This window comes from Pauljensenia sp. UMB0895 (assembly GCF_030218905.1).
Lineage (GTDB): Bacteria > Actinomycetota > Actinomycetes > Actinomycetales > Actinomycetaceae > Pauljensenia > Pauljensenia turicensis_A.
In genome coordinates this window covers 20,820-34,764 of record NZ_JASOQR010000013.1, presented here as the reverse complement: position 1 = coordinate 34,764, position 13,945 = coordinate 20,820, and the positions used below count along the sequence as shown (strand labels likewise).

Genomic DNA, 13,945 nt, shown 5'->3' with positions numbered 1-13,945 from the left:
GGAGGCTTTAGCCTCCGGGCATTGCGTTAAAGACGGCTCATGCGTTTGGACGCTTGCCGTGGTTCGCACCGTGCTTCTTACGATCGCGACGCTTGCGGCCCCTCTTCGACATGTTGATCTCCTCAAGTTTTGAATTCAACCCTGACAGTTTCCCATAAAAACAGCGGTTAAGCCAACAGGCTGACCGCCCTAGCGACACACGTCACTGCCCTGACGTTTCGACATATACAGATGTTGTTTCAACCTGAACCGATGAGAGGCGAGCAAGCAGACGGGCTTCGAATCCTTCGGGAAGAGGCTCGTCATCGAAGAAGTGTCGCAACGCGGTTCGCACATGGCGTTCACGGTCTAATTCTTGGGCGCAGTGCTCGCATCCAGAAGCATGCGCGATCAAGGCAAGGCGTTCGCGTTCGCAGGGGCCTTCGACTGTTCCGGTATCAATGAGCGAGCGACGTTCTTCGCATTCTTCACAATCCACCAGGGCGAAGAGCGCTTCTCGGAACGCGTCGCATCCGATGGCTTCACTCATTGTTATCTCCTGTAATTCCATATTCTTTGGCAAGGTCTGCGAGTGTTCGGCGCAGGCTTGCTCGGCCTCTAGAGAGACGCGACATGACGGTTCCAATCGGAATGTCGAGTATGTCGGCAATCTCTTTGTAGCTGAGCGATTCAACATCGGCGAGTACAACAACTGCTCGCTGTTCGTCGCTCAGGCTGTGTAATGCTTCTTGAATTTGTGTTGACGGAATCCGAGCGAGAGCTTCGGTTTCCGCCGATTCCAAAGCAACTGAGTCGTGAGAAGCTGCTTGCATGAGCTGCCAGTCTTCGACGTCTTCGTTAGGCGAGTGTTTGGGGCGACGTTGCGCTTTGCGATATTCGGAGATGAAGGTGTTCGTCAGTATCCGGTAGAGCCAGGCTTTCAAATTGGTGCCTTGAGCGTATTGATGGAACTTCGCATATGCGCGAAGATAGGTCTCTTGTACGAGGTCTTCAGCGTCTGTTCTGTTACCTGTCAGTCGCAGTGCTGCGCGGAAGAGCATTTTTTCGTACGGGATGGCATCGCGGACGAATGTCTGATCTAGTTCCACTTCTACAAAGGGACGAGAAGCGTTGTCGAAAGTAGTCATCACTCTTAAGGGTAAGCGTTGGAGACCCAAATCGTGTGGTTCATACGTCTGTGAACGCGTGCGGACGAGGTTTGTATTCCATAATCAAGCGCGTTGTGGCTCACGAAAACCGCTTTTCATCGGACAATAGAGGCATGAATCTTCTTCGTGCATGTGCAAGGCCAGCTTTGGCGCTTCCCGCCCTCCTCGATGGCATTTCAGCTCTGCGTGAGCCTGAAGTGCACGTCGAGCGCGCTCACGTTGTCCGTCCGCTGATGGATACGGTGGCGGGCGAGGCCGTTCCCACCGATGAGCAGCTGACTGTTGCAACGCGGGTTTTAGGTGGCGTGATGCTGGGTGCAGCCACATGTTTTGCTCTTGGTAAGGCTCCTCGGACAAGCGCTACGGTTCTTGCGGCTATTTCGATTCCGATGGCTCTTGTGAATCATCCGCTCTGGACTGCTCGTAGTCGCGCTGAGCGCCGTGAAATGACCTCTGGAATGGCATCCCGTTTCGCACTTGCTGGAGCATATGCGCTGGCCAGCACAGATCGCGTGGGTGCCCCGTCAGTGTCATGGCGAGTCAATCAGTGGCAGGCACGCCGCGCCCTAGAACGTGAGAAAGCTCTGGCGACAAAGGTTTCCGCTTGACTTCCCGCCTATGGCAGGCGCCCGTAGCATCGGGCACGTTAGATGCAACTATTGAGATCCCCGGGTCGAAGTCACTGTCGGCTCGTGAGCTTTATCTTGCAGCGACCGCTGATTCTCCTTCTTCACTGACCGGGGTTCTTGATTCGCGGGATACTCGATTGTTTATAGACGCCCTTCGACTGTTGGGCGCTGACATTGAGTTTTCCGGCACCTCGGCGCACGTTGTCCCTCTTGATCCTCAAGCGCCAGAGCACACCGATGAGATCTCCATCGATTGTGGGCTTTCCGGCACGGTGATGCGTTTTATTCCGCCCTTGGCTGCACTCAACAGTCGGATCACTCATTTCGATGGTGATGAGGGCGCTCGTCTACGCCCCCTCAAGCCACTCCTGGACGCTCTTGCGCAGTGTGGTGCCACGATCACCTACCACGGCGAAGAAGGATTCCTGCCTTTCACTATTCAAGGACCACTCCACCTTCCGGCGGGAGCAACAATCACGGTCGACGCTTGCGCATCATCACAATTCGTGTCATCCCTGCTGTTGGTTGCGCCTATGCTCAGCCATCCTGTAACGATCAGTGCACTCGGTAAAGTCGTTTCGCTCCCCCACATTGAAATGACCTGTCAGACCATGCGAGCGCGCGGATGCGATGTCGAGGAAATAGACGAAGGTGCCCCCGCGTTCCATTCCTGGCATGTCATCAACGAACGGTCGCGCGGCCTCGTCAATTCGATCGAACCCGACCTGTCGAATGCTGGCCCTTTCCTCGCAGCCGCACTGGTGTGTGGCGGAAAGGTGACGATCCCGCATTGGCCCGCCGAAACGACGCAGGCCGGTGACGCATGGCGCGACATTCTTCCACGGCTGGGAGCCGACGTTACTCTACACGATGGCGCACTGACTGTGAGCGCGAAGGCCGGCCATATTCGCGGAATCGATGTGGATCTGGCAGATGTCGGGGAACTCACGCCGACGATTGCTGCGCTCACCGTTTTCGCTGATTCACCTTCGCTTCTACGAGGTATCGGTCATCTGCGAGGTCATGAAACTGACCGTCTAGCCGCTTTGGCAACAGAACTGCGGGCATGTGGTTGCCAGGTCGATGAGGGGACAGATTATCTGGCGATCACTCCCCCCACCACTCCGACGCCCGCGCTCCACCACGCCTATGCCGACCACCGAATGGCAACCTTCGCAGCAATCCTAGGATTGGGAATTCCGGGCACAACGCTGGACGATATTGCGTGCACATCAAAGACATTGCCCGATTTCCCTTTCATGTGGGCATCGCTTGTCGCTTCAAGCAAGGAGGCTTCCATTGAGGCGTGACACTGGAACCGACGATCCGCGCGTCAAAGTTCGCGCAGGAAAGTCAAAGCGTCCACGAACAAAAATTCGCCCAGATTGGTCTACTTCACCGCTCGGGCACGTCATTGCTATTGATCGTGGGCGATACCGCGTCAGGATGGACGACGCGACAACTCTGAATGCTGTTCGCGCCAAAGAGCTGAAGCGCGGGTCGGTGATCATGGGTGACCGCGTGCGCGTAACCGGGGACGTTTCGGGACGCGTCGATACGCTGGCTCGAATTGTCGCCGTCGAAGAACGTACTTCCATCCTTCGTCGATCATTGGAAGATGCACCCGACCAACGCGGAGAAAAGGCGATTGTCGCGAACGCGGACACTATGTGTATCGTCGTCGCGCTGGCCGATCCGCCACCTCGAACCGGCATGATTGACCGATGTTTGGTGGCCGCATATGAAGCCGGAATGACCCCCATCCTCTGCCTCACGAAGTCCGATCTTGGCGTCCCAAGCGAGCTTCTTGCGACCTATACTCCATTTGGCTTCCGCATTATTGTTACGCAGGCGCTTGAGGGTGGTAAGGCCACTCCCACTGAGGGACTCGGGGCATTAAAGGGCGAGCTTGCGGGTCATTTCTCCGTGCTTGTCGGGCATTCGGGTGTCGGAAAGTCAACGCTGATCAATGCGCTGGTTCCTGATGCTCACCGCAGTGTCGGGCACGTCAATGAAGTGACGGGACGGGGACGCCATACGTCCACTTCCTCCGAAGCATTCGAACTGCCCGAGGGCGGATGGATTATGGACACGCCCGGCGTCCGTTCTTTCGGCCTGGGGCACGTAGACGAAGAAGACGTTCTGGGAGTATTCCCGGAAGTTGCAGAAGCAACCTCGTGGTGCCTCCCCCTCTGTTCCCATGCGGAGGGCGAACCGAGTTGCGCAATCGACGCTTGGGTGCGTGGCGAGGCCCCGTTTGAGGCTGTCTGTCATGAAGACTCTGCGCGTCGCAACGCTATGGCACTGTCAGCGCGTCGCCTGCTTGATGCCGTTAACGTGGCAAAGCAAGCGTCACGCGATGCGCGCTAGAGTGAAGACATGCCTGACTCTCGTTACGCTGATGATCTGAAAATAGCATTAGATCTTGCTGATCACGCTGATGAAATCACAATGGCGCGCTTTCAAGCATCTGATCTTGTTGTTGAGTCAAAGCCTGATCTCACGCCCGTGTCAGACGCGGATCGTGGTGTCGAAGACATGATCCGCACTGCGTTAGCGACTCGCCGCCCAGATGATGCGATCTACGGAGAAGAACGCGGTTCGTCTGGGGCGGGGACGCGACGTTGGATCATTGACCCGATCGATGGCACGAAGAACTTTGTGCGCAATGTCCCCGTGTGGGCGACATTGATTGCACTGGTTGATGGTTCCGATGTTGTTGTCGGTGTTGTGTCGGCGCCTGCGTTGGGACGACGCTGGTGGGCATCCCAAGGTGGCGGAGCATGGGAACAGTTTGGCTCGAATGCCCCTCATACTCTGCACGTTTCCACAATCAATGCCCTGTCGGAGGCGTCGCTATCGTATTCGTCGCTGACGGGTTGGCAGCAAGTTGGGCGGATCGACGAGTTCATTGATTTGCAGGCTCGCGTTTGGCGCACGCGCGCCTACGGTGATTTCTTCAGCTACATGTTGGTCGCCACCGGCGCTGTTGACGTCGCTTGTGAACCTGAGCTTGAGCTTTATGACATGGCCGCGCTGGTGCCAATTGTGACTGAAGCAGGTGGGCGCTTTACGTCTTTGTCCGGAGTAGCAGGCCCCTGGGGAGCGAATGCACTCGCATCAAACGGCTTGCTTCACGACCAGATTCTTGATCATTTCCACTGGCCAAAGGACTAATCCGTCGAGAGTGCAATTCGGTTTGTACACGGTATGCCTCACACTAGAAGCATGCAGATTCTTCACACATCGGATTGGCACGTTGGGCGCACGCTTCACGGCGAGTCCCTATCTGACTCCATTGATGCCTTCTTTAGCTGGTTAAAGGAACTGGTTATCCAGCGCAAAGTCGATGTTGTTCTGATTAGTGGCGATGTTTTTGACCGTAGCGTTCCACCGGTTCATGCAGTACGCCAGTTGTCCCGCTACTTGACCGATTTGGCTGGTCATACGCGCATTATTCTGACGTCCGGGAATCACGATGGCCCCATTCGTTTGGGAATGTTCTCTGCTCTTCTCAGTGATTCACTTGTCATAGAGACTGAACCGGAACGAATCGGCACTGCGATTGAGTGCGGCACTTTCGACGACGGTGCGTTGATCTATCCCGTGCCTTATCTTGAACCTGACCTTGTTCGTCAGATCCTGTCCGATCAAGAGATCGATGAAGAAACCTCACTGCCTGTTCCCCTGGCGCGCTCACACGAAGCCGTAATGGGGGCAGCGTTGCGTCGAATCCATAACGACCTGCGTAAACGCCGCGCTCAGGGTGATGTGCGTCCGGCGATTGCGATGCCTCATGCGTTTATCACCGGCGGTAGCGCATCGGATTCAGAGCGCAATATCGAAGTCGGTGGCGTTGCCCATGTGCCGGCGGGAATCTTTGACACGCTTGGCGGGAAAAACGCGCCGGTGGCACACCTTGCATACGTCGCAGCTGGGCACCTGCACCGTCCTCAACAGATTTCAGGAACCGTTGTTCCCGTGTTCTATTCGGGTTCACCAGTCGCATATTCTTTCTCGGAATATCGGGTAACCAAGCGCGTGTACTTGCTGGACACCGATGCAGTGGACGAAGCGGGATACCTTCACCCGCAACCGATTGCTATTCCTGTTCATCGTTCGATTGCTGTTCTACGCGGAACGATGGACCAGCTGATCACTGACCCTGACCCGAATGATCAAGCATCCTATTGCTCCATCACGGTGACCGATGATCTTCGACCCGATCGTATGATCCCACGGTTGAAAACGATCTATCCGTACGCGTTGATCATCCAGCACGAGTCATCGCTTACTCCGCCGTCTCACACGGGAGTATCTGCGGTTTCGTCTCGTAGCGATACTGAAATCTCTCTCGAGTTTTTTGAGCTCTTAGGCGGAGCAAAACTCACCGACACCGAGAGAGGCATCATTCAAGACACGTGGGAACAAGTAAGGAAGCAGGCCTGATATGAAGCTGATTCGTATCGAGTTCGCAGGAATCGGCCCTTTCTCTGGAAAGGAAACGATCGATTTCACCCGATTCGACGACTCCGGTTTGTTCCTGCTTGAAGGACCCACCGGGGCTGGAAAATCAACAATTCTTGATGCGATTACATTTGCATTGTACGGAATTGTTGCGCGCGGAAGCGACTCAACGAAGGATCGCTTGCGTTCTGACCATGTTCCGGCCAAAGCGAAGTCCTATGTCGAACTAGTCTTTGAAGTCTCCGAAGGTTTCTTCAAGGTCTACCGAGAACCCACATATATCCCCGAGGGCAATAAGACTGCGCGTAACGGGCAGTTGACGTTGATTCAGGTACACCCCGTCGAATCAGCCGATGGTCATTTTACCTACGTTGATGGGGATCCCATCGGCCGTAACGCCGCCGAGATGAATCAGTGGATCACGCAAGCGGTTGGTCTGACAAAAGACCAGTTCGTTCAAACCGTCGTTCTTCCTCAAGGAAAGTTCGCTGATTTCTTGATGGCAAAGTCAGAGCAACGTGAAGCGCTTCTGAAAGATATTTTCAACACTCATCTTTTTACGACCTTCCAAAAGAAGCTTGCTGAAGTATCAAAACAACATTCAGATGACGTAGTAGAGGCAGAACGCGAGGTCACCCGTCGTTTCAGCGATCTAGAGAGCCTGTACGGACACCTTCAGGACTTCATTCGCCCCGCAGATGCTGATTCTTCCCACGATTCTCCTTTCTTAGCTTCACAGGATTCCCCCTCATCATTTGCGGATGTCGATCCTCTTGACCCCGATTCACAGCAGGCATCGACGCTGGCGATCACTCTCGCCCAGAGTGCTCATCGCGTATGCGATGAAGAAGAAGCCAAGCTCCCCGGGTTGATCGATATAGCCGAAGCATGTCACCGCGAGCTCGAAGCTACCCGCGCCTTGAACTCCTTGGTTGAAGAACGCATGGAACTCCAATCTCACTTGGAGATGCTGATGGAGCACGCTTTGATCATTGATCAGTACAAGAAGCGTCATTCCGATGCTCTTATTGCTTCCTCGCTCTCTGGGCCGGTTCGTCAATTCACCGACGCTCGCGACTATATGTCAGTCAAAAATACCGAGCTTCTCACTGCGCATCGTCAGCTTCGCTCACGGTTCACGACCCTTTCGCATATTGAGGAAGATTCTCTTTCCTCTCACATGGTTGACGAGCTTTTAGAAGAACTCAGCACCATTGTGGAAGCTCTCAGTGCCAAGAAAGCAACTCTTGAGAACCTCACGTCACTCGAGCACGAACTCAGTAATGAACGCGAAGAACAAGAGGCATTAACAGCCTCACTTGCTGTACTCACCCAGAAACGCACCCAGCTTGAAGACCAGCTTTCCCAGCTTCCCAAAATGCGTGAAAGCGCCCTTCAGGGACGCGAAAACATGTTGAAAGACTTGGAGCTCTTCGCAACAGGCGAACGCGACATGGCGCTCTTACAACCGCGTTACCAGGCTGCATGTGAAGTCGCTGAGCATATCGAAATCCTCAAGATCAGGGCTAAGAACATTCAAAGTGCTCGTCGCCGGGCGCAAGAAGCTAACATCGCTTCCCTCCAAGCACATATGCGGTGGATGGATCACGCCAGTGGCAGTCTTGCCACCCAGCTTGAAGACGGCAAGCCCTGCCCTGTTTGTGGTTCGGTGGAGCATCCAGCTCCGGCACGTATCGACCAGACGGACGCTGTCACCCTCGAAGACCTTGATGCTGTCGATCAGGCGCGTTCGAAAGCAGAGCAGGAATTGAACGAAGCACATATGCTTCACGCTCAGACCAACCAAGCCATAGCGAGCGGAAACACAATTGCACGTGCGGATAAAGCTTCGTTGGAACTCGAAATCAAGAATGCTCAAGAAAGAATCGACAAGCATTCAGCGTTGTCTCAAACGATCAAGGAACTTGATCAGGCTCTGGCCGAACTTGAGCAGAACATTAGCCGTGTGAAAGACGAGCTCGCTGAAACCAAGGTTGAAATTGGCAAGGCGCAGTCACAACACTCTTCGCTTGCCCAATCAATCGATACGAAGCAGGCTCGGTGTGAAGAAGGCCGTGGAACCTTTGAATCAATCGAAGCGCATCTGGCGAATGTCAGCGATTCTTTGACTGAAGCTCGCACGCATCACAAGCACCTCCAAGAGTGGAATCAAAGCTATGCGCGCCTTGAAACTACAACGAATGCGCTGACGCAGGCTCTCACTGATTCGCCGTGCGCTTCCATCGAGGAAGCCCTCGCTTTCGTTGATTCACATTTCATCGCTGGCGAAGAGCTCCGTGCATTAAAGGACCAGATTGACTCCCATCAGAGTGATCTTCAGATAACGCGAAACCAACTCCTGGACAAACGTCTTGCCAATGTTGCTGATCGAAGTGTGCAGTCTACGGCGGCCTTGGAAGAAGCGGATACCAATGCGACGGCTGCGCGCGATGCCATGCAACACCGCTGTGGTCAGCTCAGTGCTCTTGTGGGACAGATTGACGATGCTCACACGCACTTTAAGACCGCCGTGGCAGAGCTCGACCATGTCCGAGCAGAAGTTGCTCCGTACCAGCGTCTTGTGAATATCGTCAACGGTGGATCTCTCAATCTCAGTTCGACTCCCCTATCATCATGGGTGCTAGTGTCGCGTCTCAATGAGGTTTTGGATGCGACGAATCCTCGTCTCAGCGCATTCTCCGGTGGTCGCTACCAACTGATCTGCAGACCAGAAGATGGCACTCGTTCAAAGAAGTCTGGGTTGGGGTTGGCAATTCACGATCTGGAAACAGACCGCATTCGCAAGACCCAAACGTTGTCCGGTGGCGAAACGTTCTATACCTCTCTCGCACTGGCGTTGGGATTGGTTGACATTGTCACTGCTGAATCGGGGGGCACGGAAATCAAATCGATGTTCATCGATGAAGGATTCGGCTCATTGGACTCCGATACGCGTGATGTCGTCATGCACCACCTGCATGCGTTGCGCCAGAGTGGTCGAACCGTTGGTGTCATCAGCCACGTCGAAGAGATGTCAAAGCAGATCAGCGATCAGATCCATGTTCGCCCCAAAGCAAACGGGGGTTCAAGCTTGTCGATCGACTTCTGATTCCAGGCGACACATTATCCCCTTCCGTTTCAATAGACGGTTTGTCAGGGAGGAAGGGAAAGGCCTTGCTTCATCGTGTGTGGGGCTAGCGTTGATCACGCTAGCCCCACACACGATGCATCAGGGATCAGTAAATACAGATTCCTACTTCAGAATCTCGCGCAGCGCATCTCGTTCCGACACATCAAACCACTGCAGAGGAAACTCCCAGAGATCACTAATCGCGTGGTCTGCCTGGTCTTGATTATCGGCTTCTATCACGCGCCGAACCTGCTCCGATGTTTCACCATCATCGGCAAGAATCGCAACGACATCGTTCCAATCACACCGAACATTGTTGACTTCAAGCACTCCGGTTCCAGAAGGCACTGCGTCCGTTTGAATGTCAGTTGCAAGCACAATACGCGCATATGCATGCGTTGGGGCATCGCGCAGAAGAATCAGCGAAGCCAACGCAGCCTCGACCTGCGCATCATCTTCAAGCACTTCAACGTCCTCACGCCCCATGTCTGGGGAAGGAACGGCTACGAAGGCCTGTCGCAAAGAAATCTGTTCTTCGCCAAGATCAGACGATAGAGCGGGGAAATATACGCGCATAGCTTCAGTGTTCCACACTTACCCTTGTGTCTTGCTTGTCATTGAGCGCGTTGAAGCAAATAGCTTCCTCTCTTCGCAACACATGCGAGCACTATAACCCTGATGAGGCGATGATGCGCCGCTTCAAACTCATCATTTTTCTTTGAAAAAACACCATTTTTTAGCTCTTCTAGGGCTTTTGTCGTTACGAAGAACAGTTGAAAAGCATTCAGGGGTAAAAAGTTATCCACAGGACTTGAAATCTATTGACAGCATCCACCCACAGACCGCACACTCATAACTCATAAACAACCTTTACACAAAAACCTATATCGGCGCGTCGCAATATCGCACCTCATTCGATGGCACTTTTTAACGCGCGCACCACATCCCCAGCGCAAGGAAGGGAGTAGCAAATACAGCGGTACACAATCAGCCCTTCATGTCTACATGACGGACGATGAACACAGTCAAACACACCGAGAATCTCAAGATAAGAGGAGCTATACCAATGGCAACGATGCCAGCCTCCTTCCCGTACATGCCCGAACGTCGCATGTTTCGCTGGGACCTCACAATCGACGTTCCTCCGAAGCAACAAGCTGACACTCGGACATGGCTCGAATCGCGGGCTACTCCCTACGGGCACTATCCAGACACACTTCCTGACGTGGGACCGTGGGCTGCAGGTTTTGCCCGCGCAGCCATCGAGGCAGTCCTTGATCTCAGGGACAAACGTCAGCTGGAGCGCTGGATGCTTCCGCAACTTTTCAACGCTTTCAAACACCTGAGTTTCCGGGAAGAAGGCGACGAAGAAACCCGAACAGGGTGTATCCCCGTCACGTGGCGAGCAAGCGAGCCCAGCCCCGGAAAAGTTGAAGCGTCCGTCGTTATTCGCGGTGCTGCACGATGCTATGCGGTGGCACTGCGCCTACAAGAGTTCAAAGGTCGCTGGATGACGACCGCTCTTGAAATCGCTTAGAAGTTCACAGCGATTGAAGTAAACGAACTTCTCCCCAGAAAACATCAATGACGATGTTCTTCTGGGGAGCAGTTTTCGTTTTTTATCGTCGCCTTCTTAGATAATCACCAAGGCGAGAGCCAGCGCTTATTTTCGATGACGCGCTTTCTTTGCCGACGCGCGACGCTGAGCACGATTCGACGACGCGCCAGACGAGGTTGCCCTGCCCTGCGTTGCCGTCCCATCGGACGATGAGTAGCTGAGCTTCGCCAGGTTGAGGCGCTGAGCTTCGCCGATGACAACCTGCGCCTTAGCAGCGGCAACGGGGCTGGCCGGAGCAGGCGCATCAGCAGACTCGGCCTGGGCGGCCGGTTCTTCTGCCGATTCCTTCGCAGATTCATCATCTTTAAAGAGGCCTTGTTCCTTTGCCTGTTCAAAAGCACGCTCGAACTGGTGGGAAACAGAGAAGACCTGCTGGACCGATTCTTCCTTGATGCGCTCCATCATGGATTGGAACATCTGAGCGCCCTCGTCTTTGTATTCGACGAGCGGGTCGCGCTGACCCATGGCACGCAGGCCAATACCTTCCTTGAGGTAGTCCATTTCGTAGAGGTGCTCACGCCAGAGACGGTCAACGGTCGCGACAACAACACGACGTTCAAGGTCACGCATCGGTTCTTCACCAAGCTGACCGCGAGCAAGCGGATTGGCCTTCAGAGCTTCTTCCGCATCCTCGTAGACAGCGGTAATGTCACCGTAGATTTCTTCGACCAAGTCTTCACGAACCAGCGAACCTGCCCCACCGTGTTCTTCTTCGACTTCCTGATAGGTCACTGACGGTGGGTAGTAGCCACGCAACGTATCCCAGAGAACGTCAAGGTCCCATTCGGCGGGGCTGATACCACCGGTCTTTTCATCGATAATTCCAGTGACCAGTGAACGCATGAAGTTCTTCATCTGGGGCTCGAGGTCTTCGCCTTCGAGGACACGACGGCGCTCATCGTAGATCAGTTCACGCTGATTGGTCATCACGTCGTCGTACTTCAGAACGTTCTTTCGAATTTCGAAGTTGCGCGCTTCAACCTGGTGCTGCGCCGATGCGATCGAACGTGAAACAAGCTTGTTTTCCAGCGGCAGGTCTTCGGGGTATGCGCCCGAGGCCATGATGCGTTGCGCCATACCCGAGTTGAACAGGCGCATCAGGTCGTCTTCCATGGACAGGTAGAAGCGCGATTCGCCGGGGTCACCCTGACGTCCGGAACGACCGCGCAGCTGATTGTCGATGCGACGTGATTCGTGGCGTTCTGAACCCAAAACGTACAGGCCACCAAGCTCACGGACCTCTTCGCGTTCTGCCTGGACGGCCGCATCTGCTTCTTCAAGGGCGATCGGCCACGCCGCACGGTATTCGTCAGCATTTTCCTTCGGGTCAAGTCCCTTGGCCGCGAGGTTTGCCTGAGCGATGAACTCGGAGTTACCACCGAGCATAATGTCGGTGCCTCGACCAGCCATGTTGGTTGCCACCGTGACTGCACCCTTGCGACCGGCCATTGCGACAACGGCAGCTTCGCGCGCGTGCTGCTTTGCGTTCAGGACCTGGTGCGGAATGTGTCGTTGCTTGAGCAACTGGGACAGCAGTTCGGACTTTTCAACCGAAGCGGTACCCACCAAGACCGGCTGCCCCTTTTCGTGGCGCTCAGCGATATCTTCAATGATTGCCTTGAGCTTGCCGGCTTCAGATGGGAAAACGAAGTCCGGCTGATCCTTGCGGATCATCGGCTTGTTTGTCGGGATCGGGATAACGCCGATCTTATAGGTGGAGGCGAATTCCGCTGCTTCGGTTTCTGCCGTACCGGTCATACCAGCGCGGGAGCCCTCCGGGTAGAGGCGGAAGTAGTTCTGCAAGGTGATCGTTGCCAGGGTCTGGTTTTCAGCCTGGATTTCGACGCCTTCCTTGGCCTCGATTGCCTGGTGCATACCGTCGTTGTAGCGACGCCCCGGAAGGACACGGCCGGTGTGCTCGTCGACGATCAGAACTTCACCGTCGGTGACAATGTAGTCCTTGTCTTTGTGGAAGAGTTCCTTGGCGCGGATCGAGTTGTTCAGGAAGCCGATCAGTGGAGTATTTGCTGCCTCGTACAGGTTTTCGACGCCGAGCTGGTCTTCGACGTGGTCAATACCTGCTTCGAGAACACCGATGGTCTTCTTCTTTTCATCAACTTCGTAGTCGACGTCGCGCTCAAGCATGCGTGCAATGCGAGCGAATTCCATGTACCAGTGGTTGACGTCGCCCGAGGCCGGACCCGAAATGATGAGTGGCGTACGGGCCTCATCAATGAGGATCGAGTCAACTTCGTCGACGATGACGTAGTTGTGGCCACGTTGAACCATGTCATCGAGGGTGGATGCCATGTTGTCGCGCAGGTAATCGAAGCCAAACTCGTTGTTGGTTCCGTAGGTGATGTCAGCTTCGTACTGCTTACGGCGTTCTGCAGGCTTCTGTCCGACCAGTACACAGCCGGTAGTCAGGCCGAGGAAGTTGTAGACTCGAGCCATGATGTCCGACTGGTATTTTGCCAGGTAGTCGTTGACCGTAACGACGTGGACGCCCTTGCCTGTTAGTGCACGCAAGTATGCGGGCATCGTGGCGACGAGGGTCTTGCCTTCACCGGTCTTCATTTCGGCAATGTTGCCCTTGTGCAGTGCGATGCCCCCCATGACCTGGACGTGGAAGGGACGCATACGCAGGATGCGCCAGGATGCTTCGCGGACTGTTGCGAAAGCTTCAACGAGGAGGTCGTCGAGGGTTTCGCCCTCTTCAAGACGAGCCTTGAATTCGGCGGTTTTTGCCTGGAGTTCTTCGTCCGTGAGCGCTTCGAAGTCTTCTTGCAACGCATCAACCTGGGTGGCAAGCTGATCAAACTTCTTGAGTGTACGGCCTTCGCCGGCTCGCAGAATCTTGTCAATGAGGGACACAGATACTCCTGACGTTCATTTCGGACCGTCGTCCGATTGTGCGTGCGCACCGAACCAGTCTACGTAAAGATAGGCGCAC

General features: G+C 54.6%; 13 protein-coding genes. 7 read left to right on the top strand and 6 right to left on the bottom strand.

Features of this window, described 5'->3' with window-relative positions; all coding sequences use genetic code 11:
* Window positions 1-37: 37 nt before the first annotated feature.
* The 3 genes from QP503_RS08910 to QP503_RS06320 all read right to left on the bottom strand — a co-directional run bounded on the left by QP503_RS08910 (window position 38) and on the right by QP503_RS06320 (window position 1,127).
* Complete coding sequence (locus tag QP503_RS08910; protein ID WP_373273797.1) at window positions 38-112, bottom strand: 50S ribosomal protein bL37; 75 nt, start codon at window positions 110-112, stop codon at window positions 38-40.
* A 90-nt stretch (window positions 113-202) separates the two neighbouring features.
* Window positions 203-529, bottom strand: a complete 327-nt coding sequence (locus QP503_RS06325; protein ID WP_179370523.1) for an anti-sigma factor family protein — start codon at window positions 527-529, stop codon at window positions 203-205.
* Window positions 522-1,127 carry a sigma-70 family RNA polymerase sigma factor gene (locus tag QP503_RS06320; protein ID WP_179370524.1) on the bottom strand — a complete coding sequence of 202 codons (606 nt, stop codon included), beginning with the start codon at window positions 1,125-1,127 and terminating at the stop codon, window positions 522-524. Before QP503_RS06320 ends, QP503_RS06325 begins: the two co-directional genes overlap by 8 nt.
* A 134-nt stretch (window positions 1,128-1,261) precedes the next feature.
* Between QP503_RS06320 and QP503_RS06315 the strand changes: the two genes are divergently transcribed.
* The 6 genes from QP503_RS06315 to QP503_RS06290 are packed head-to-tail and all read left to right on the top strand — an operon-like array spanning window position 1,262 to window position 9,353.
* Complete coding sequence (locus tag QP503_RS06315) at window positions 1,262-1,756, top strand: hypothetical protein (protein WP_179370525.1); 495 nt, start codon at window positions 1,262-1,264, stop codon at window positions 1,754-1,756.
* On the top strand, window positions 1,753-3,087 hold the full coding sequence (gene aroA, locus QP503_RS06310; protein ID WP_285101426.1) for a 3-phosphoshikimate 1-carboxyvinyltransferase: 1,335 nt from the start codon (window positions 1,753-1,755) through the stop codon (window positions 3,085-3,087). The genes QP503_RS06315 and aroA overlap by 4 nt, the downstream gene beginning before the upstream one ends.
* Window positions 3,077-4,147 carry a ribosome small subunit-dependent GTPase A gene (rsgA, locus tag QP503_RS06305; RefSeq protein ID WP_285101424.1) on the top strand — a complete coding sequence of 357 codons (1,071 nt, stop codon included), beginning with the start codon at window positions 3,077-3,079 and terminating at the stop codon, window positions 4,145-4,147. The genes aroA and rsgA overlap by 11 nt, the downstream gene beginning before the upstream one ends.
* 9 nt (window positions 4,148-4,156) lie before the next feature.
* Window positions 4,157-4,954: a histidinol-phosphatase gene (gene hisN / locus QP503_RS06300; RefSeq protein ID WP_103633521.1), complete on the top strand. Its 798-nt coding sequence runs from the start codon at window positions 4,157-4,159 to the stop codon at window positions 4,952-4,954.
* A 51-nt stretch (window positions 4,955-5,005) separates the two neighbouring features.
* Window positions 5,006-6,226: a metallophosphoesterase family protein gene (locus tag QP503_RS06295; protein ID WP_103633520.1), complete on the top strand. Its 1,221-nt coding sequence runs from the start codon at window positions 5,006-5,008 to the stop codon at window positions 6,224-6,226.
* A 1-nt stretch (window position 6,227) separates the two neighbouring features.
* Window positions 6,228-9,353, top strand: coding sequence for an AAA family ATPase (locus QP503_RS06290; protein ID WP_285101422.1), 3,126 nt, complete (start codon window positions 6,228-6,230; stop codon window positions 9,351-9,353).
* Window positions 9,354-9,497: 144 nt separating this feature from the next.
* On the opposite strand, the gene QP503_RS06285 is transcribed toward QP503_RS06290, so the two are convergent.
* Window positions 9,498-9,950, bottom strand: coding sequence for a DUF6912 family protein (locus QP503_RS06285; RefSeq protein WP_179370527.1), 453 nt, complete (start codon window positions 9,948-9,950; stop codon window positions 9,498-9,500).
* Between the two features lie 38 nt (window positions 9,951-9,988).
* Window positions 9,989-10,180, bottom strand: a complete 192-nt coding sequence (locus QP503_RS06280; protein ID WP_103633517.1) for a hypothetical protein — start codon at window positions 10,178-10,180, stop codon at window positions 9,989-9,991.
* Window positions 10,181-10,440: 260 nt separating this feature from the next.
* Between QP503_RS06280 and QP503_RS06275 the strand changes: the two genes are divergently transcribed.
* Window positions 10,441-10,911 carry an Rv3235 family protein gene (locus QP503_RS06275; RefSeq protein ID WP_006681779.1) on the top strand — a complete coding sequence of 157 codons (471 nt, stop codon included), beginning with the start codon at window positions 10,441-10,443 and terminating at the stop codon, window positions 10,909-10,911.
* A 126-nt stretch (window positions 10,912-11,037) separates the two neighbouring features.
* On the opposite strand, the gene secA is transcribed toward QP503_RS06275, so the two are convergent.
* The gene (secA, locus tag QP503_RS06270; RefSeq protein ID WP_103633516.1) at window positions 11,038-13,866 is read right to left on the bottom strand and encodes a preprotein translocase subunit SecA; all 2,829 of its coding nucleotides are present in this window, start codon (window positions 13,864-13,866) and stop codon (window positions 11,038-11,040) included.
* Window positions 13,867-13,945: the final 79 nt, after the last annotated feature.

Excerpts from the sequence above, each read along its gene's own strand:
- hisN (WP_103633521.1), top strand. The coding sequence starts at position 4,157 with ATGCCTGACTCTCGTTACGCTGATGATCTGAAAATAGCATTAGATCTT.
- QP503_RS06275 (WP_006681779.1), top strand. The coding sequence starts at position 10,441 with ATGGCAACGATGCCAGCCTCCTTCCCGTACATGCCCGAACGTCGCATG.
- QP503_RS06320 (WP_179370524.1), bottom strand. The coding sequence starts at position 1,127 with ATGACTACTTTCGACAACGCTTCTCGTCCCTTTGTAGAAGTGGAACTA.
- QP503_RS06295 (WP_103633520.1), top strand. The coding sequence starts at position 5,006 with ATGCAGATTCTTCACACATCGGATTGGCACGTTGGGCGCACGCTTCAC.
- QP503_RS06285 (WP_179370527.1), bottom strand. The coding sequence starts at position 9,950 with ATGCGCGTATATTTCCCCGCTCTATCGTCTGATCTTGGCGAAGAACAG.
- QP503_RS06315 (WP_179370525.1), top strand. The coding sequence starts at position 1,262 with ATGAATCTTCTTCGTGCATGTGCAAGGCCAGCTTTGGCGCTTCCCGCC.
- QP503_RS06290 (WP_285101422.1), top strand. The coding sequence starts at position 6,228 with ATGAAGCTGATTCGTATCGAGTTCGCAGGAATCGGCCCTTTCTCTGGA.
- QP503_RS06325 (WP_179370523.1), bottom strand. The coding sequence starts at position 529 with ATGAGTGAAGCCATCGGATGCGACGCGTTCCGAGAAGCGCTCTTCGCC.